This is a genomic window from Streptomyces sp. NBC_01216 (assembly GCF_035994945.1).
Taxonomy (GTDB): domain Bacteria; phylum Actinomycetota; class Actinomycetes; order Streptomycetales; family Streptomycetaceae; genus Streptomyces.
Genome location: NZ_CP108677.1, coordinates 5,181,649 through 5,199,425, shown reverse-complemented (window position 1 = coordinate 5,199,425; position 17,777 = coordinate 5,181,649). Strand labels below are relative to the sequence as shown.

Annotated in this window: 16 protein-coding genes; 2 read left to right on the top strand and 14 right to left on the bottom strand. The window is 71.1% G+C overall.

Annotation, left to right across the window (positions count from 1 at the left end):
* Positions 1-29 precede the first annotated feature (29 nt).
* A complete protein-coding gene (locus tag OG393_RS23250; protein WP_327376626.1) occupies positions 30-746 on the top strand; it encodes a carbon-nitrogen hydrolase family protein in 717 nt (238 codons plus the stop codon).
* Positions 747-882: 136 nt separating this feature from the next.
* Here OG393_RS23250 and OG393_RS23245 read toward each other — a convergent pair whose 3' ends face one another.
* Complete coding sequence (locus OG393_RS23245) at positions 883-3,039, bottom strand: M4 family metallopeptidase (RefSeq protein ID WP_327376625.1); 2,157 nt, start codon at positions 3,037-3,039, stop codon at positions 883-885.
* 166 nt (positions 3,040-3,205) lie between these two features.
* Between OG393_RS23245 and OG393_RS23240 the strand changes: the two genes are divergently transcribed.
* Entirely contained in the window at positions 3,206-4,165 is a 960-nt protein-coding gene (locus OG393_RS23240; RefSeq protein WP_327376624.1) for a LysR family transcriptional regulator, read from the top strand.
* Positions 4,166-4,292: 127 nt separating this feature from the next.
* Here OG393_RS23240 and OG393_RS23235 read toward each other — a convergent pair whose 3' ends face one another.
* Genes OG393_RS23235 through OG393_RS23175 form a run of 13 tightly spaced genes read right to left on the bottom strand, consistent with a single transcriptional unit; the run spans position 4,293 to position 17,775 of the window.
* On the bottom strand, positions 4,293-5,135 hold the full coding sequence (locus OG393_RS23235; protein WP_327376623.1) for an EI24 domain-containing protein: 843 nt from the start codon (positions 5,133-5,135) through the stop codon (positions 4,293-4,295).
* A gap of 49 nt (positions 5,136-5,184) precedes the next feature.
* A complete protein-coding gene (locus OG393_RS23230) occupies positions 5,185-5,799 on the bottom strand; it encodes a GOLPH3/VPS74 family protein (RefSeq protein ID WP_327376622.1) in 615 nt (204 codons plus the stop codon).
* A 6-nt stretch (positions 5,800-5,805) separates the two neighbouring features.
* Complete coding sequence (locus OG393_RS23225; RefSeq protein WP_327376621.1) at positions 5,806-6,918, bottom strand: DUF6421 family protein; 1,113 nt, start codon at positions 6,916-6,918, stop codon at positions 5,806-5,808.
* A gap of 1 nt (position 6,919) precedes the next feature.
* The gene (locus OG393_RS23220) at positions 6,920-7,366 is read right to left on the bottom strand and encodes a rhodanese-like domain-containing protein (RefSeq protein WP_327376620.1); all 447 of its coding nucleotides are present in this window, start codon (positions 7,364-7,366) and stop codon (positions 6,920-6,922) included.
* A gap of 31 nt (positions 7,367-7,397) precedes the next feature.
* Positions 7,398-8,303 carry an NAD(+) diphosphatase gene (gene nudC / locus OG393_RS23215; RefSeq protein WP_327376619.1) on the bottom strand — a complete coding sequence of 302 codons (906 nt, stop codon included), beginning with the start codon at positions 8,301-8,303 and terminating at the stop codon, positions 7,398-7,400.
* A 33-nt stretch (positions 8,304-8,336) separates the two neighbouring features.
* Positions 8,337-8,675, bottom strand: coding sequence for a hypothetical protein (locus OG393_RS23210; protein WP_327376618.1), 339 nt, complete (start codon positions 8,673-8,675; stop codon positions 8,337-8,339).
* Between the two features lie 4 nt (positions 8,676-8,679).
* Positions 8,680-9,936 (bottom strand): ATP-grasp domain-containing protein, encoded by a 1,257-nt coding sequence (locus OG393_RS23205; protein WP_327376617.1) that lies wholly within the window; start codon positions 9,934-9,936, stop codon positions 8,680-8,682.
* The gene (locus OG393_RS23200) at positions 9,933-11,318 is read right to left on the bottom strand and encodes an MFS transporter (RefSeq protein WP_327376616.1); all 1,386 of its coding nucleotides are present in this window, start codon (positions 11,316-11,318) and stop codon (positions 9,933-9,935) included. The genes OG393_RS23205 and OG393_RS23200 overlap by 4 nt, the downstream gene beginning before the upstream one ends.
* A gap of 44 nt (positions 11,319-11,362) precedes the next feature.
* A complete protein-coding gene (locus OG393_RS23195) occupies positions 11,363-12,589 on the bottom strand; it encodes an ATP-grasp domain-containing protein (RefSeq protein WP_327376615.1) in 1,227 nt (408 codons plus the stop codon).
* Positions 12,590-12,609: 20 nt separating this feature from the next.
* Positions 12,610-13,947 (bottom strand): aspartate aminotransferase family protein, encoded by a 1,338-nt coding sequence (locus OG393_RS23190; RefSeq protein ID WP_327376614.1) that lies wholly within the window; start codon positions 13,945-13,947, stop codon positions 12,610-12,612.
* A 23-nt stretch (positions 13,948-13,970) separates the two neighbouring features.
* A complete protein-coding gene (locus OG393_RS23185) occupies positions 13,971-15,296 on the bottom strand; it encodes an ATP-grasp domain-containing protein (RefSeq protein ID WP_327376613.1) in 1,326 nt (441 codons plus the stop codon).
* 8 nt (positions 15,297-15,304) lie between these two features.
* On the bottom strand, positions 15,305-16,642 hold the full coding sequence (purD, locus tag OG393_RS23180; RefSeq protein WP_327376612.1) for a phosphoribosylamine--glycine ligase: 1,338 nt from the start codon (positions 16,640-16,642) through the stop codon (positions 15,305-15,307).
* 5 nt (positions 16,643-16,647) lie between these two features.
* Positions 16,648-17,775 (bottom strand): fatty acid desaturase, encoded by a 1,128-nt coding sequence (locus OG393_RS23175; protein WP_327376611.1) that lies wholly within the window; start codon positions 17,773-17,775, stop codon positions 16,648-16,650.
* Between the last annotated feature and the right edge of the window lie 2 nt (positions 17,776-17,777).

The following is a 17,777-nucleotide window of genomic DNA, read 5'->3' as shown; positions in this document are numbered from 1 at the left end:
CGGTACCCCGACCGGCGATGATGAGGACCATGATCGTCGCAGCTACCCAGTTCGCCCCGGCCGCCGGGGACGTCGAGGCCAACGTCCGCTCCGTCGCGGAACTGATCCGGGCCGCGGGCGCCGACGGCGCCCGTGTGATCGTCTTCGCCGAGCTCGTCCTGTCGGGCTACGAGCCGAGCCTGGTCCGGGACACCCCGGGCATCGTCCTGACCGAGGACGACCCCCGCCTCGAGCCGGTCCGCGAGGCGTGCCGCGCGGCGCGCGTGGCGGCCGTGGTCAACGGGCCGGTACGGACGGCGGACGGGCGGCCCGGCATCACCACCCTGGTCGTCGGCCCGGACGGCGGCCTGCTCGCGCGCTACGACAAGCGGCACCTGCACGGCATCGAGCGGGACGTGTTCGCGGCGGGCACGGAGGACGGCCGGTTCACGGTGGACGGTGTCCGCTTCGCCCTGACCACCTGCTACGACAACCGCTTTCCGGAACTCGCCGCGCGGGCGGCGGCGGACGGCTGCCGGGCCTGTCTCGCCAGCTCGGTGGTGTCCGTCGGCAGCGACGCCTTCGAAGAGGTCTACCCCGTGCGCGCGCGGGACTTCGGGCTGTACATGGTGCTGGGCAACGTCCTCGGCCGCAACGAGGACGGGGCCGGCGGAGGCCACGCGGGCGGCTGGGGGCCGGACGGCACGCGGATCGCCGACGCGGGCGACGCGGGTCCGGCGTACGTCCTGATGGAGATACCGGCCTGACGCGGGCGCCGGGAGCACGCCGAGACCGGGCGGCCGGGGGAACCGGCCGCCCGGTCAGGGGCTTCGACCGCGGGGAGGCGGTCTCCGCGTCACCCGTCACGAACCCCCCTGCCCGTGGACGGATGACCGGGCGCCGCTACGGGGCGCTCAGGCCCAGGGTGTAGGCGCCGGAACCGCTGTACGCGTGGACCACGTACCGGTAGTAGCCGGCGCTCCCGTTGTAGCGGATGTCCTCGTCGGCGCTCGGGGTGCCGCCCACGGCCACGTCCGCCCAGCCCGCACCGTTCCACTTCTGCAGGTACAGGTCGAAGTCAGTGCCCGCCGGGCCGCGCAGACAGCCCACGTGGGTGCCGTAGGTGGCCGAGTAGTAGTACGAACCGTCCGGCTGTGCCTGGGCCTGGCCGGAGCTCAGGGTGCCCCGGTAGGTGTACTCGGTGTCGGCGCAGCCGGTCGGCGGCGTGGTGGTGCCGACGCTCAGCTGGTACGTCACCGTGTGCGTGGCGGAACCGGTGCCCGTCACGGTGAGGGGGTAGGTGCCGTTGGCCGTTCCGCCGGCGACCTGGACCGTCATCGTGGAGGAGCCGCCCGAGGTCACGGAGGACGGGCTGAAGGAGACCGTGACCCCGCTCGGGGCGCCGCTCGCGGACAACTGCACCGTCTGCGCGCTGCCGCCCGTGGTGCTGGTGTTGACCGTGGAGGTCACCGAGGCGCCCGCCTGGACCGACCCGGAGGACGGGTTCAACGCGAGGGAGAAGTCCGGGGTGCCGGTGCCGCCGCAGTCGGTCTCCCCGGACTGGGCCGGGACCGCGACCGCGTTCCAGGCCGCCTTCACCGCGTTGCACTCGGCGCTGCCGTAGGTGTTCTTCGCACTGGCCAGGGTCGCCTTGCGGGCGGCCCGGTGATTCCAGGAGGACGTCTTGCTCAGCAGGGCACCCATGAAGATCTTGCCGGCCTTCTGAATGCCGATGCCGGTCACGGAGGACGGACCGCCGGAGCATATGGGGCTGCTCGGCTTGCCGCCGCCCGGGTTGGAGCCCTCGGCGAGCAGGTAGAACCAGTGGTTCTGCGGTCCGGCCGCCGCGTGCACCTCGGTGCCCGAGGTCAACTGGGTGTAGCAGTTGGGGTCGTTGTTGTGCAGCGACGGGTTGTACATGTAGCGGATCGGCTTGTTGTCGCCGAGGAAGTTCAGCTTCTCGCCGACCGTGTAGTCCGGGGTGTCGTTGGGGTTGTCGGCGTAGTGCTCGGTGAGCGCGCCGAAGATGTCGCCGGTGGACTCGTTGAGCCCGCCGTTCTCGTTGCTCGAACCGGAGCCGCCCGGGGTCCGGTCGAAGATCTCGTGGCCGTACTCGTGCGCCACGACGTCGATGCCGGTGAGCTGGTTGGTACCGTTCTGGTTTCGGCCGTAGGTGGTCTTCGTGCCGTCGTAGTAGGCGTTGACCTCGCTCAGGCCGGCCCGCGCCGGGACCATGCCTCCCTGGCCGTTCTGGCCGTTGTAGCCGAACCACTCCTTGAGCATGGAGTGTTCCTTCTGCGCCGCGTACATGATGTCGACGCAGGCGGTGACCAGGTCGTTGGCCCCGCCGTTCCCCCAGGGCGAGGAACCGGTGTAGGCACTGCCGTTCTGTCCGCCACACCGGAAACCCGAGCGGTTGGGGTCCGTCATCGAGGAGGCGGCGGTGTCGATGGTGACGTTGCCGTTGTGGTAGCCGCGTCCCTCGGCGTGCAGGATCTTGTCGGTGGCCTGCGTGACCTTCCCGGTCCGCGCGTCCACATAGGTGTCCAGCGCGCTCGGCCGGTCCGCCGCGGTCCGTCCGACGACCCGGGTATGCCAGGTCAGCACCGGCTTCTTCCCCTTGAGGAGCACGGTGAGCTCCGGGGTGCTCGCGCTCTCGACGGAGGCCAGCTGACCGCGGGCGGTGGCCAGGGCCGCGGCGGCCCTCACCCTGGCCTTGGTGGGGATCTTGATGGCGGGGGCCGGGGCGGCGGCGATGTCCCGGACCCTGCCCTTGCTGTCGGACAGGACCACCGCGTCCCCGCCGACGACCGGAAGGCCGCGGTAGGTGCGCTGGTAGGCGGCGTAGTACAGCCCGTTCGCCCACGGGGTGACCGAGGTGCGGACGAGGTCTTCGTCGACACCGTGGCGCAGCTCGTCGAGGCCGCTGTCCGCGGCCTTGTCGGCGGCGGCGAGGGCGAGCGACTTGCCCTGCCCGGGCGGTGCGGGCTGGGCCTTCGGGGCCGCGGTGGCGGTGCCGGCGAGGGCGGTCGCGAGGCTCGCCGAAAGCGCGAGGGCCATCACGGCCGCCGTAACTCTGGTGGGGTGCAACGTCTGCTCCGTTTCAGGGTGGGGGAGACGGATCGTCGCGCCGAGTATGGGCGTGGACATGGCCAGTTCGGGACATCCCACCGGGCATAAGTCCCGCGTTATGGTGCCGCCGCCGCACCCTGCGTACGCTGCCCTGATGCAGCTGGAGTTGAGGCATCTAGAGGCTGTCTGCCGGATAGCCGACGCGGGAAGCCTGGGGCGCGCTGCCGTGCGTCTCGGCGTCTCCCAGCCCGGACTCTCGGCGCAGCTGCGCCGCATCGAGCGGGCGGCCGGCGGCGAGCTCTTCTTCCGTGGCAGGGAGGGTGTACGGCCCACCCCGCTCGGTGAGTTCGTCCTCTCCCGGGCTCGCCGGGTGCTCGGCGAGATGGACGCGCTGGCGGCCGGGGCGCGGGCCGCCGCGCCGCATCCCTCGCTGCGGCTGGGATGCATCCTGCTCGTGCTCGTCGACGGGCTGATCGAGCAGCTGGAGCCGGTGATGGCGGGCCGGGAGATCGCCGTCAGCGTCGAGCACTCGGTGACCACGCTGACCCGGATGCTCGGCGCGGGCCGCTACGACGCGATCGTCTACGGCGAGGTCAACGACCACGAAGTGCCCCTGCCGGAGGGGACGCTGGCACGGACACTCGTCCCGAAGGAACCGTTCTGCGTGCGGATGTCGGCCACCCACCGGCTGGCCGAGCGCCGGCGGATCACGCTGGCGGACCTGGCGGGCGAGACCTGGATGACCCTGGTGGAGGACGACGACGGCGGCCCGGAGGCACTCGTCGACGCCTGCGCCAAGGCAGGGTTCACCCCCGTGCTGCGCTACCGGATCGCCGACCGCAAGATGCACTACGACCTGATCTCCTCAGGCCGTGCCATCTCGCTCAGCCAGCCGACGGCGCCGCCCACGCCGGGCACGGTGCTCCGGCCGCTGGACGGCGAACCGATCACCGGCCGGATCCGGCTGGCGTGGAACCGGGCGGCGGTCCCGTCGGCGGACGCGGAGCTGCTGTTCCGGGCCGCGGCCCTGGCCTATCTGGCGAACGTGGGCCGCAACGCCTTCCACCGCGCCTGGTGGGAGGCGCGCACCGAACTGCATCCGGTGCTGGACTGAGAGCCGTGCCGCCGATCCCCGCGGGGCGGGACTCCGCTGTAGCGGAGCTGCCGGGGCATGCCGGCAACTCCGGCAGCGCGCGCGTGCCTGGGCGTGACCGCCCGGTCAGAGGCCGCCCGGCAGGCTCTCAGCCGGCGGACTGCGTCCCGCCGCGCGCGGAGGTGGTCCGGCCGGCCTCCGCGCCGCCGGAACGGGCGCCGTCACCGTCGCCGTCGGAACCCTCCTCCGCGGCGCTCTCCCCGGTCAGCTCGCGAGCCATCAGGGTGGCGCCCGCCACCGCACCCGGCATCAGGAACACGGCGACGAAAGGAACGAGGAAGGCGAGGGTGAGCGGGACCCCGAAGCCGAGGGCCATCACACGCCTGCCCCGCAGCATCCGCAGCCGCTCCCTCAGTTCGACGCCGCGGCGCTGGAGGGCGACGGCCGTCAGCTCCTCGGCGAGGAAGAAGCCGGAGACGCAGAAGCCGATCACCGGGACAGCCGTCTGCCCGGCCACCGGGATGAAGCCGCACGCGAAGAGCAGGACTCCGTAGAACGCGACCCGCAGCAGGACCCGGACACTGTCCCGCGCCGAGATCCACAGGTCGCGCCAGAGCGGCAGACCGGACTCGGGTACGTCACCGCCCTCGGCGCGGTCGACCTGCTCGGAGAGCGACTCGTAGAAGGGCTGGCCGACCAGCAGGGTCACGGCGGTGAAGGTGATCACCGCGAGGAACAGTCCGAGGCAGAAGACCAGCACGGTCAGGAAGCCGCGCAGGAGCCCCTGCCAGGGCGAGCCCCAGTCGTCGGCGAAGGGAGTGGCCCAGCCGGTGAGGTCGTCGGCGCCGTAGCCGAGGCCGATGAGCGCCCCCACGTAGAGCACGAGCGTCACCAGACCGGGCAGCAGCCCGAAACCGAACCACCGTCCATGGCGGCCGACCCATCGCTGGCCACGCATCAGGTATCCGAAACCCACCCCGAAATCACGCATGCGGATCAGCGTATCCGGGGGTGGCGGGCCGGCCGGACGGCCCCCGCTTTCAGCCGGAGCAGGCGAACGGGAGGGCCGCGGCGGCCACGGCGGCCCGGACCGCCGGCACCACCAGGTCCACGCGGTCGGGGCAGGCCGGACAGTCCGCGCGGCCGGGGGCGTCCGGACACGCGGGGGCACCCGGGCACTCCGGGCGGAACGCCGCACCGGGCCGTCGCAGCGCGTCGAGCAGCCGGACGACGGCGTGGTCGGGCGCGGCCGGGGTGCCGGCGGGCATGTCGCCCCGGACCGGGAACACTCCGAGGATCCGGCGTCGTACGGGCACCAGCAGCCCGTCGGCGATCAGCCGGTCCCGGGTCCCGTCGAGGACGGTGGGTCCCAGACGTTCCACCCAGCGGCGCGGCCCGCGTCCCCGGTCGGCGAAGAGCAGCTGTCCGAGGACGCGGTCGACGACCGGATCGGCGTCCCGCCGCGCGTCGCGCACCACGATCGCTTCGTGCGAGACGCTGATCCGCTCCTCCGCTGCGAGCTCCAGCAGGGCCGCGCCGGCCGCGCCGTACCCCAGCTCCGTCCGGAACATCCGGGAGCGCAGCCGCCGGTCCGCGTGGGCGGCCAGGACCAGCCGGGCGGGCAGGGAAAGGGGTGTCGCGGGCGAGGGAGCCATGGAGGCTCAGACGCCCAGCCGCTGCTTGACATCGGCGAAGAACGGGATGTGACGGTAGTCCCTGGCATCCTCGTCGTAGTCGGTGTACGCGTTGGTGAAGGCGAGCAGTCCGGCCTTCACGTCCGCCACGGACTCGGTACGGATGCGCCGTTCCACGGCCTCGATCTCGGCCAGGAAGCGGGCGAGCACGTCCGGGAGCCCGGGGGCGAGGTGGATCCGGTCGCCGCGCAGGGCGATGCCGCCGTTCTCCGAGAGGTAGTTGAAGAGCAGCTGGGAGGCGACGGCGTCGTAGTTCGGCCGTGGGATGCCCTCGACCGCGTACCGCAGCAGCCGTTCGGCCAGCATGTACTCGTACGCGCGCCTGGCCTCGTCGGCGGGCAGTTCGTCGTCGCGGAGGCAGACCAGCATCGAGGAGACGTCGACGCGCAGTTCCTCCAGGCCGGCCAGCGGCTTGAGCTTCTTGGCGTGAAGGTAGTCCGGGATGGGCATGTCGCCCTGCCGGTGGTGGAACTCGTGCAGCCGCACCCACCAGGCGGAGGCCCCTTCGACGAGATCCTCGTCGGCTCCCTGGATGAGCGGGAAGCTCCCCGGCGCCATCACCGCGTCGATCATCTTCCGGGTGACGCGATGGTGGCGTTCGACGAATTTGTCGATGAAGTAGAAGATCAGGTCGTCCGGGTCCTGCCGGCCGTCGATGTGGTTCTCCGGGAAGAGAGCCACGACGACCCGTGACTCGAATCCCCCGGAGCAGGCGGTGATGTTCACCGGCATGGTGTTGCTGGCGTACCGTTCCGCGAGGAGCGGGTGGGTCGGCAGCGGCTCGTAGGTCAGGTAGTCGAGGGACAGCCGGGGGAAGTAGGAGGCGTCGAAGAACGAGAAGATGTGCCGGTCGCGCGCGGAGTTGATGTGGGCCTTGGTCCGCCGCAGCCGGGGCTCCGCACCGTAGCCGCGGAGGTCCTCCATCAGGGCCCGCGCGATGGGCTGTTCGCGCAGATGGCGGGAGTTCTCCATCTGTTTGAGCAGGCCGTCGAGTAATTCGGGGTCGCGTGGGGCACTGCGGTCCAGGCCCTCGCGTATGCCGTCGACCTCGTCGATGACACGCTTGATCTCCGCGCTCACTTCATTCACCCTTTGGCTTCGTGGGATAGTTCTGGCTTTTCCAGTACTCCAGACCGCCGATCATCTCCTTGACCCGGAACCCGGCGGACGCGAGTCGCGCGGCGGCCTTCGTGCCGGCGTTGCAGGCGGGGCCCCAGCCGAAGGTGACGTAGACGGGTCCGGGGTCGAGGGCGGCCAGGCGCTCGTCGGTCATCGTGGTGTGCGGAACGCTCAGCGCGCCGGGGAGGCTCTCCTCCCGGTGCGCGGCTTCCTGGCGGGCGTCGAGCAGGAGGAAGCCCGTCGCTCCCTCGGACAGGTCGTGGTGGACGTCGTAGGGGTCCGTCTCGCAGGACAGCCGGACCCGGAGGAAGTAGTCGAGGGCCCGGCCCGGTTCGGCGGCGGGGACGGCCAGGACCCGGGACCCGGGCAGCGGCCCCCGGGACTCCGGGGCCGCCGACGCGTCAGCCATCGGTTTCATCCATCCGTGTGATCCCTTCGCTTCATTCGTCGGCGCTCTCGGTGTGCTCGGCGATCCAGCCCTCGATGAGGAACCTGCCGATGGAGTCGGGGCGGTAGACGTGCCCCGCGTCGATGTGGGCCCGCAGTTCGGCCGCCGTGAACCAGCGGGCGTCCACGACCTCCTCGCCGTCGACCCGGACGGTGTCCGAGGCCGCCTCGGCGCGGAAGGCGACCATGAGACCGGCCGGGAAGGGCCACGCCTGCGAGCCCTGGTAGGCGACGGACTTCACCTGGACGCCCGCCTCCTCGAATGCCTCGCGGCGGACCGCGTCCTCCAGGCTCTCGCCGACCTCGACGAAGCCTGCCAGGGTGCTGAAGGACTGCGGTCCGGACTGGGCGTGCCGGGCGAGCAGGCAGCGTCCGGGCTGTCCGGCCCGCTCGATCAGCATGATCACCGCGGGTTCGATGCGCGGGAAGAGGAGCTTCCCGCAGTCGCGGCACACCCGCAGGTGGCCGCCGTGCCGGGCCTCGGAGGGTCCGCCGCAGGCGCCGCAGAACCGCTGGTTGCGGTGCCAGTGCAGAAGACCGCGGGCGTAGGCGAGCAGGCCCGCCTCGGCCGGGCTGATGTGCGCGACGAGCTGCCGTACGTCGTGGACGGCGTCGGCCCCTGCGAGCGCCAGCGCCCGGCCCTCCTCCAGTGCGGACAGGTCGGCCGCGAAGACCGCCTCGTCCCCGTCGAGTCCCAGGAGCACCGGTTCGGCGGCCTCCGCGAGCAGCGAGGCCGCCGATCCGGCCGTCCGTGCCACCGGCGTCCCGTCCTGGGTGAGGCAGCGGTCCCGCCACAGCGGGAGCACCCGGGTGCCGGGACGAACGGCCTGTGCGGCGACCCATGCGGCGTCCGAACGCCGGTCGCCGGCCCGGTCCAGGTCGAGAGCGGTGTAGTGCACGGAGGGACTCCTGATCTTTCGTGTCGCGTCGGCTCAGCGGGCCCCTGGCCGCGACGCCCGGCCGGCGTCACAGGGGGTGACGGCGGCGCCGAGAGAGGCGAACTCGGCCGCCAGATCGGCCGGGCAGTCGTCCAGGAGACCGGCGACAGAGTCCCACACCACGCGCGCCGCCCTGACCAGCAGATCGTCTTGAGGGGGCGTCAGATAATGCTGGAATCCGAGCATTTCGAGCGGTGCCGCCACGGCCACCAGGACGTGGTCGGGCAGCTCGGCAAGCCAGCCGTCGAAGCGGTCCGCCTCGACGATGCGGCCGACGGCCGCACGCAGCGACGGCATGTCGACGGCTTCCGCTTCGCGTGCGCGTCGGAGCACGGCGTCAGACCTCGTCCGTGTAGCGGATCGGGGTGTACCCGGCCAGCTTCTCGAAGTCCCGGTAGAGGGTCTCGTAGTCCTTGTTGCGGACGAGGAAGGTACCGCCGTTGTCGATGAGCGAGGCGCCCTGCTTGATCTCCTCGCCGTTCTCCACCTTCCACTTCATGGTGAAGTCGCTCTCGACGTCCGGGTCGAGGAGTTCGGCGACGACCCCGGGGCGCTTCGGAATGACGGCGTCGAAGCAGTACATCTGCTCCTGGTCCCAAGGGCGGCTGGACAGCCCCGCCTCGATCTCGAAGGCGAGGTTGAGGAGCGCGACCGCGTAGTTCTCCTGCATGGCGGCGAGCCCGGCCAGGCCCTTGAATCGGGCGCCCACCTCGAGGAAGACCAGCTCGTCGTCCTTGGTGTGGAAGAGTTCCAGGTGGCTTCCGCCGTCCAGTCGGCCGAGCGCGTCCAGGACGGTCTCGGCGAAGGCCACCATGCGGGGCACCCGGGGGTCGGAGTCGATCAGATTGATGTCGGCGTTGACCCGGCCCTTCTGCACCTCGGTGGAGTTGACCAGGTACTCGGTCACCCCGCCGAAGACGGTCTCGCCGCTCCGCGTCACCAGGTTGACGCTGTACATGGTGCCGTCGATGTGCTCCTCGTACTCGTAGCTGCGCCCGAGGTCCGCGGGCAGCGCGTGGAACTCCTCCGCGCTGAACACCTTGTAGACGCCGTCGGCGGAGGCCGCGTCGACGGGCTTGAGCACGAAGGGCAGACCGACCTCGGCGGTGATCCGGTCCAGGTAGGCCGCCGGATCGGCCGCGTGGGCCTCCGCGTCGAAGCGGCCGAACTTCGGCACGCGCAGGCCGGTGCCGGCCAGTCGCTCCTTCATCAGGCACTTGTCCCGGTAGGGCAGCAGGTCGTCGTAGGTCGGGCCGGACAGGCCGAGTTCCTCACGCAGCTCGCCGGTCAGCAGCAGATTGCGCTCGTCGAAGCAGTGCAGGGTGAGCTCGCCGGGGCCGCACTCGGATGCCAGCTCGCGCACGAGGGCCCGGACGGACGCCGGGTCGGCTATCGAGGACTCGGTGTACGAGGGGTCGTCGAGTCCGCAGGGGACGACGTGGATCGCGTGGAAGTACTCCCGCTCCTCCGGCGAGACGTTGGCGCTGTCCTGCTCGGAGAAGATGCCGACGAACCGCACCTGGTCCGGCTCCACCAGCAGATCGTGGCGGAACACTCCGAAGCCCCGGGTCGAAATCACGACGACCGTCTTCATGCGCTTTCTCCTGTCATCGTCTCGTTCGTCTCGCTCATCTTGTTCGTCTTGTTCTCGTCGGACGCACCGAGGGTTCCGGAGGTCTCGGACACCGTGGTCCTCGCTCTCTTCTCCAGGGCGAGGAGCAGCGGAAGGGCCAGCAGGCTCAACGAGGCGAGGAAGACCATCGGCAGCACCTCGCCCCGGGCGAGGAGGAAGGTGAGCAGCCCTGGTGCGACGACCTCGCCGACGGTCCAGGACAGCTGGTAGGTGGCCAGGTACCGGCCTCGGATGGTGCTGGGCGCCATCGACACGCTCAGGGTGTCGAGGGCGGGGAAGGCGATGACCTCCGCCAGGGTGAAGACGATCATCGCGAGGAGCAGCCCGACGTACGTCACGGCGTCGGGGGTGACATAGAGGACGGCGAACAGGGCGAACGCCGCCGTGTTGAGCAACGCGGCGAGCATCACGGCGCGGGTCATCCGGGAGGATTCGGCCTTGCGGGCGACCAGGGTCTGGGTGAGGGAGACCTGGACCGCGTTGACCACGATGAGGGTTCCCGCGGTCCAGGCCGGCATCTCCAGGGCCTCGACGATGTAGATCGCGAGCAGCACCTTGATCAGCATCTGGGCGAACACCATGGTGGCGTTGACCCCGATGAGCAGCGTGTACGAGAAGTCCCTCAGCACCGTCGCGTAGCCCGCGCGGGGCTGTTCGGGCGGGGCGGTCCGCTCTTCCGGGGCCGCGTCGAGGATGACGTCGGCGGCCGGGTGCGGGGCCTCCGGAGGCGTCTCCTGGGGGGAGGGCCGCCAGGCGTACAGCAGGATGGCCGCGAGGACGTAGCTGGCCGCGTTGCCGATGACGATGGCGTGGAGCGCCGTCCCCTCTCCCAGGGTGAAGGCGAAGGCGGCCAGTGCTCCGCCGATGCCCATCGCGGTGTTGCGCAGGGCCGTCATGAAGCCGAACCAGGTGGTGCGCCGGTCCTCGGGGGCGGCGAGCACCACCAGGCCGCTGCTGGACGTCCAGTAGGTGGTGTGACCCACCTGTACGAGGAACACCACGATCACGATCTGCCACACGGAGTGCGCCAGGAGGAAGCCGAGGTATCCCAGGACGGACACCAGGTTGCCCCAGGCAGCCGTGCGCCGGGCGGTGAACCGGTCGATCAGCGGGCCGACGATCACCGACGTCGGCAGGGCGAGCAGGCGCGCCACCGTCATCGCGGCGCCGATCGCGGCCAGCGACACCGAGGTGGTCCGGGCGAAGTACACCACCGTGAACGCCAGGATCAGACCGGTGCCGAGGCTGTCGATCAGACTCGCGGAGACGAACTTGCCGTGCCCCTTCAACCGTGGGATGCCGAGTTTCCGGCCTATCGACTCGGGTTCGACGGTGGTTGCCACTTCCTGGCTCTCTCTCGCTTCGTTCGAACGTGACGGGTGCGGGGTCAGCCCTGGACGGGCCGGGTGACCACGCGGATCCGGTCGAGGATTCCGTCGCAGCGCTCGATGGCGGCCGGGGTGTCCTCGGCGGTGACCAGGACCTGGACGTGCCGGCCGTAGTTGTCGGTCATCGGGCTGATCACGTCGCCCGGCTCCAGGTACACGTCGACGCCGAGGACGCCCGGCAGCGCGCGGACCTCGTCGACGCCCTCGACGGACTCGACGACACCGGGGCTGCCGTTGACCCACTTCGTCGCCCCACCGCGGACCGCCTTCGGTCGCTCGTGGAGTTCGGTCACCAGGCGGAACGGCCAGCCGGCGGCGTACTGCTCCAGGTCGACCCCGTGGGTGACGGCCATGAAGTCGAGCAGCCGGTCGCCCGCCACGCGGTCGTGGCCCTCGATGATCCTCGGGCCCTTGGAGGAGAGCTTGATCTCGGTGTGGCCGACACCGTCCTTGAGTCCGACCGCGGTCAGGAAGCCGACGACGTGGTCGACGATGGTCCGCTCGTCCTCGGGGTCGAGGACGGCGGGCAGCGCGTGCCCCATCTCCACCACGCCGTCGTGGAACTTGCCGGTGACCGAGACGACGATGTGGCGGCCGGCGAAGGAGAAGGTCTCCACGCTGTACTCGACGCCGTCGATGTACTCCTCCGCGATGAAGGAGGTGACCGGGTAGAACGTGGCCATCGGCAGGTCGTCGCGGTCGCGGAGCCCGGCCACCTCGGCCCAGGCGGCGTCGGCCTCGTCCGGCCCGTCGATGACGGCGATGCCGCGGCTCGCGGTGCCGTCCAGCGGCTTGACGATCACCGGATAGCCGTGGCGGGTGCCGAACTCCCGTACGTCCGCGGCGCTCTTGACCTCGGCGCAGCCCACCGACTCGAAGCCGCTGTGGTGCAGCCACTCGCGCATCCTGAGCTTGTCGTGCAGCCGGTTGGCCACCTCGTAGGAGGTGCCGACGAGCCCGAGGCGGTCGTTGAGCCGGCCGGCCAGCTCGGTCGCCTGCTCGACCAGGGTCATGACGGCCGTGAAGCCGTACGCCTCGTGGGCGGCGCGGACGATCGGCCAGGTGACGTCCCAGTCGAGGTAGTCCACCAGCAGCAGGGCGTCGGCCGCCTCGGCCTGCCCGGGCAGCAGCCGCTCCTTGTGCTGGAGCAGGACGACCCGCAGGCCGAGCGCCTTCGCCTTCTCGATGGCCTGCAGCCGCCCGCCGATGATCAGGATCGTGTTCATGCTGGCAATTCCTCCGGTGGTCACGAGGTGGTGGCGTGGGGCGTCGTGGCGAGCGGGTCGCCCGCGGTGGCCCGCCGGCCGTTCTGGGCCTCGTCGTAGAGGGCCTCGACGATGATGTCGAGGCCGGCCGTCAGGCTGTCGTCGGAGAGGATCAGCGGCGGGAGGATCTTGACGACCTCGCTGTCCCGGCCGCAGGTCTCCACGATCAGCCCGCGTTCGAAGCAGCGGCGCGACACCTTGGCCCCGGAGATTCCGGCAGGGCTCACGTCGATCCCCCAGATCAGCCCGAGGCCGCGCACCGACGCGGCGAACCGCGAAGTCACGTTCTGTCGCAGGTACTCCGCGACGATCTCGCCCTTGCGCAGCACCTCGGCGCCGAAGGCGTCGCCCGAGCCGTCCGCCCAGTGGGTGCGGACGGTCTCCGCCGCGGTGACGAAGGCGAGCTGGTTGCCGCGGAAGGTGCCGTTGTGCTGGCCCGGCTTCCACACGTCGTACTCGGGCTTCACCAGCAGCAGCGCCATCGGAAGGCCGTAGCCGCTGATCGACTTCGAGAGGGTGATCAGGTCCGGGCGGATCCCGGCACGCTCGAAGGAGAAGAAGGTCCCGGTCCGGCCGCAGCCGACCTGGATGTCGTCGACGATCAGGAGCACCCCGTGTGTGTCGCACCAGGCCCGCAAGCCCACGAGGAAATCCGTCGGGGCGACGTACACCCCGCCCTCGCACTGCACCGTCTCCAGGATGACCGCGGCCGGCTTCTCGACGCCGGAGCTGCTGTCCGACACCAGCCGGTCGAGCAGGTCGAGGGAGTCGAAGGGCCCCATGGGTGAGTCGGGGAAGGGGATGTGAGTCGTCGTCGGCAGGGTGGCGCGCAACCCCTGCTTGTAGAACTCCGAACCCACCGCGGCCAGCGCGCCCGTGCTGACCCCGTGGAACCCGCCGCCGAAGGCGACGACGTTCGTGCGCCCGGTGACGAGCCGGGCGACCTTCAGGGCGGCCTCCACCGCGTTGGTACCGGAGGGGCTGCAGAACTGCACCCGGTGGTCGAGGCCGCGGGGCGCCAGGATCTGTGCCTCGAAGGTCTCCAGGAAGTCCTGTTTGGCGGTGGTCGCCAGGTCGAGGGCGTGGGTGAGACCGTCGCGCTCGATGTAGTCGACCAGGGCCCGCTTGGCGAACTCGGGGTTGTGGCCGTAGTTCAGGGCCCCCGCCCCGGCGAGGAAGTCGAGGTACCGCGTGCCGTCGGCACCGGTCACGAACTCCCGCCGGGCGGTCGCGAAGGTGGCGGGGAAGGAACGGGAGTAGGAGCGGACCGCCGACTCCCGGCTCTCGAACACGGCGGCCGGACCGTCGTCCTGCGTCATGGCTGCCTCTTCGTGCGTGCGGGTCACCGGGGTCCTCCGGTCGGCGACGGGGCCGGGAGGTCCCGGCCGATGTGGCGGGAGTGGGCCACGACGTTGTTCGGGTGATCACCCAGCGGCTCGCCGTTGACGACGACCTCGCGGCGCGCCCGCAGGCCGCGCCGGTGCGCCTCGGATGCCGTGTCGCCGGTGACGATGAACATGCCCACGGCGTCGAGCTGGTCGGCCCGCCCGCTGAGCTTCTCGCCGACGCTCTTGCTGGCGCGGGGCGCGAGGGCGTCGTCCGGGAACTCGATGGACCGGAACTCGGTGGTCCCGGGGCGCGGCAGGACGACCATCTCCACGGCGAACCGGTGGGCCCGCCGCGTGAAGGAGAGGTCGGGCCGGATGCCGCAGCCGACGTCCACGAGCACTTCGCCGAAGTCGATGCCGTAGGCGGCGCCGGTGGTGACCGGGGAGGCGAAGCCGGCGGAGCGCGCGTTGAAGTCGATGAGTTCGGCGGTGCCGTCCTCCGCCACCATGAACTCCAGGTGGCTGCCGCCGTGGTGGAAGCCGAGGGCCTCGTGCACGGCGCGCGACAACTCCACGATGCTTTCCATGTGCGGGTGGAAGTAAGGAATCTGGGTGCCCTGCTCGACCACCGGGTCGGAGGCGAGGACGTAGCGGCCGGTGAGGCCGAGGAAGCCCACCTCGCCGCGGTGCACCATCGACTCGACGGACAGCAGCTCGCCCTCCGCCCGCTCCTCCAGGACGAAGGAACCATGGGCCCGGATGTAGTCCCGCATCAGGGGGTTGACGACGTCGGTCCGCTCGACCGTCTCGACGGCGGCGCGCAGCTCGCCGGGTGAGGCGACCTCGAAACACAGGGCACTGCCGGTGCCGTTGGCGGGCTTGAGCACGGCGGGCCGGTCGAAGCCCCAGGTCTCCCAGGCCAGCGCCTCTTCGAGCGGGGCCGTCCGCAGGGCGGTCAGTCCGGCCTCCTGGAGCCGGGCGCGGACCTGTGCCTTGTCGAGGATCCCTCGCAGGGTCGCGGGGTCGGTGGTCGGCAGCCCGGCGAGTTCCCGCAACGCGGCCTGGTGGACCAGGGCCCCTTCGAACACGCTGTGGGTGCCGGCGATCTCGTAGCGGCCGGTGAGGTACTTCAGCAGCGGTTCGACGACGGTGGGGTCCGTCCAGGACGCGACCTGCACGTACTCGTCGACCAGGCCGTCGGGCACCGCGAACGGGCCCTCGGCGCACAACGGGTTGCGGTTGAGGGCGACGACCGCGAACCCGCGGGCCTTGGCGGCCTGGGCGGTGACGAGCATCGCGTTCATGAACTCGAAGAGGACGAAGGCTCTTCTGCGTGGCATGTGGGTGCTCACTTCCCTGCCGGAACCGCGACGGCCCCGATGTCGGCCCGGTAGCGCATGCCGGGGAATCCGATGCGGTCGATCTGACCGTAGGCGCGGGCGCGCGCCTGGTCGGGAGTGGCGCCGGCCCCCACCACGTGGAGCACCCGGCCGCCGGTGGTCCGTGGGGTCCCGGCCGTGTCGAGCCGGACGTTCGCGCAGAACACCACCGCTTCGGCGGGGTCGACGCGATCCAGACCGCTCACCGCCTGGCCGACGGCGAAGGCGCCGAACGGCCAGCCGGCCAGGGCGTCGGGCGCCCCCGGGTCGAGGCTGCCCTGGACCAGGGCGACCGAGCAGCGGGCCAGGCCGTCCGTCTCCAGGCGGTGCCGCCCGAGTTCTCGGGCCAGCACGGCCTCGCACAACAGGGTGAAGTCGCTGCGCACGCCGGGCAGGACGACCTCGGCCTCGGAGTCCCCGAACCGGGCGTTGATCTCGATGGCGACGGGTCCGCGCGGGGTGAGCATGGCGCCGATGTAGACGAAGCCGGTGAAGTCCAGCCCCTCCGCCTTGAGTCCGCGTACCAGCGGGTCGACGAGGGTGGTGCGCAGTTCCTCGCGCAGCTCCGGACTGTCGTCCGGGTGGGGCGCGACGGACCCCATGCCGTCACAGTTCTTGCCGGCGTCGTTCTCCAGTGTCCGCTTGTAGTCGAGCCCGGTGGGGAACAGCAGCGCACTGTCCCCGTCGAGCAGGGCGAACACCGATATCTCGGGGCCGGTCAGCCGTTCCTCGACGACCAGCCGCAGGCCCTCGCCGCACTCGCGGGCGAAACGGTCGACGGCCGCCTCCGCTTCGGCCGTCGAGTCGCAGACCACCGAGCCGTCGCCGTCGGGCGTGAGCCCGTCGGTCTTGACGACGCAGAGGTAGGGGAGGGTCCGCAGGTGGTCCTTGGCCTTGTCGGGGTCGGTGAAGACCTCGAACTCGGGCACCGGGATGCCGTGGCTCGCGCAGAACTCCTTGCCGCGCGTCTTGCTGGACTCCAGCGCCGCCGCGGCCCGGGTCGGGCCGATGACCCGGTGTCCGGCGCGCCGCAGTTCGTCGACGTAGCCGAGGGACAGGGCGTCGATGTGGGAGACGAAGACGAAGGACACGGGGTGGCGTTCGAGGAACGACAGGGCGCCGGCCGGGTCGGTGAGCGTGACCGAGGGGGCGGGCACGATGCGCGGGTGGTCGATCACGTCGCAGCCGGGGCCGTAGTAGACGGTGACGTCGGGGTCGGTGCGGGTGAACAGGTCGCAGATCGCGTGACCGCGTCCGGTGCTGTCGACGACGAGGATCTTCTTCATGGACCTTGCTCGTGTGGTCACGGAGGTCACCCCGCCGTCGACGAGGTGAGGGGTGCGGACGGCGCCGCGGTCCAGTCACGGACGCTGTTGCCGACGTAGACGTGGGTGAGCAGACCGCCCCAGGCTTCGTAGTAGCGGTCGGCGTGCCCGGTCGCGAGATCGTCGTTGCGGACCCACGAGGAGTTCGCCCAGTCGCACTTGGGGCGGACGTGGTGCAGGTCGTGCTGGACGGTGTCGCCGACGAGGATGCACATCCGGTAAGGGGCGTACAGCAGCGCCATCCGCAGCCACCAGCCGGTCCACGCGGTCAGGCGGCCGGCCGGGCCCAGGCCCTCGGTCGCGGGGACGGCCCGGCCGCAGAACCGGCCGAAGGTCAGCTCGTCGCGCTGTGCCTTGGTGAGGCGCTCGGCGTTGTCGTAGAGCCACCAGCGGTGTTCGCTGAGGGTGTAGAGCAGCGTCTGGTTCTGGAAGAAGAACGTCAGCGGCACGACCCAGAGCAGCAGCCACTGCGCCCACCAGCCGGTGAGCGTCAGCAGGGCCACGGTGGCGGCGAGGAAGGCGTAGGCCATCGCCATCCGGTACAGCGGTGAGCGGGTCAGGAAGTTCGCCCGGAGCCGGCTGGACAGGAACGACCAGTGGTGGCGGGGCGAGAGGACCGCCCGCAGGAGGTACCCGCGGAACTCCCTGCGGGTCATCCCGGGGCGGGCGCCCGTGCTCTGGAGGTAGAGCGTGTCGCCGTCCTTCAGGGAGCACGGGAACGCGTGATGGGTGAGGTGCTCCTGGCGGTTGCCGTCGAAGGGCGGACGCCACAGCACCGTGGTGATCAGTTCGCTGACGACCCGGTTGCCTTCCTTGGAGGCGGTGAACATCCGGTGCAGGGTCTGGTGGACGACGACCACGTCCAGCCGCCGCATACCACCGGCGGTGACGGGCCAGGTGAGCACCAGGACGGGGACGAGGACGTACCAGACCTGGGTGAATGCCCAGGCGCCGACGGCCACGGAGGCGGCGGTCTGCAGGGCACCGGCGACCAGGGCCAGGGTGGGACGCCACATGACGCGGGGCGCGGCGCCGGCCAGCGGCACACCGGTCACCCAGGTCAGGAAGGGTTGCGCGACGCGCGGCAGGCCGCGCATCGTCTCGCGTGGTTGCATCG

Coding starts and splice junctions, on each gene's coding strand:
- OG393_RS23250 (WP_327376626.1), top strand. CDS start 30: ATGATCGTCGCAGCTACCCAGTTCGCCCCGGCCGCCGGGGACGTCGAG.
- OG393_RS23245 (WP_327376625.1), bottom strand. CDS start 3,039: ATGGCCCTCGCGCTTTCGGCGAGCCTCGCGACCGCCCTCGCCGGCACC.
- OG393_RS23240 (WP_327376624.1), top strand. CDS start 3,206: ATGCAGCTGGAGTTGAGGCATCTAGAGGCTGTCTGCCGGATAGCCGAC.
- OG393_RS23235 (WP_327376623.1), bottom strand. CDS start 5,135: ATGCGTGATTTCGGGGTGGGTTTCGGATACCTGATGCGTGGCCAGCGA.
- OG393_RS23230 (WP_327376622.1), bottom strand. CDS start 5,799: ATGGCTCCCTCGCCCGCGACACCCCTTTCCCTGCCCGCCCGGCTGGTC.
- OG393_RS23220 (WP_327376620.1), bottom strand. CDS start 7,366: ATGGCTGACGCGTCGGCGGCCCCGGAGTCCCGGGGGCCGCTGCCCGGG.
- OG393_RS23205 (WP_327376617.1), bottom strand. CDS start 9,936: ATGAAGACGGTCGTCGTGATTTCGACCCGGGGCTTCGGAGTGTTCCGC.
- OG393_RS23195 (WP_327376615.1), bottom strand. CDS start 12,589: ATGAACACGATCCTGATCATCGGCGGGCGGCTGCAGGCCATCGAGAAG.
- OG393_RS23190 (WP_327376614.1), bottom strand. CDS start 13,947: ATGACGCAGGACGACGGTCCGGCCGCCGTGTTCGAGAGCCGGGAGTCG.
- OG393_RS23185 (WP_327376613.1), bottom strand. CDS start 15,296: ATGCCACGCAGAAGAGCCTTCGTCCTCTTCGAGTTCATGAACGCGATG.
- OG393_RS23175 (WP_327376611.1), bottom strand. CDS start 17,775: ATGCAACCACGCGAGACGATGCGCGGCCTGCCGCGCGTCGCGCAACCC.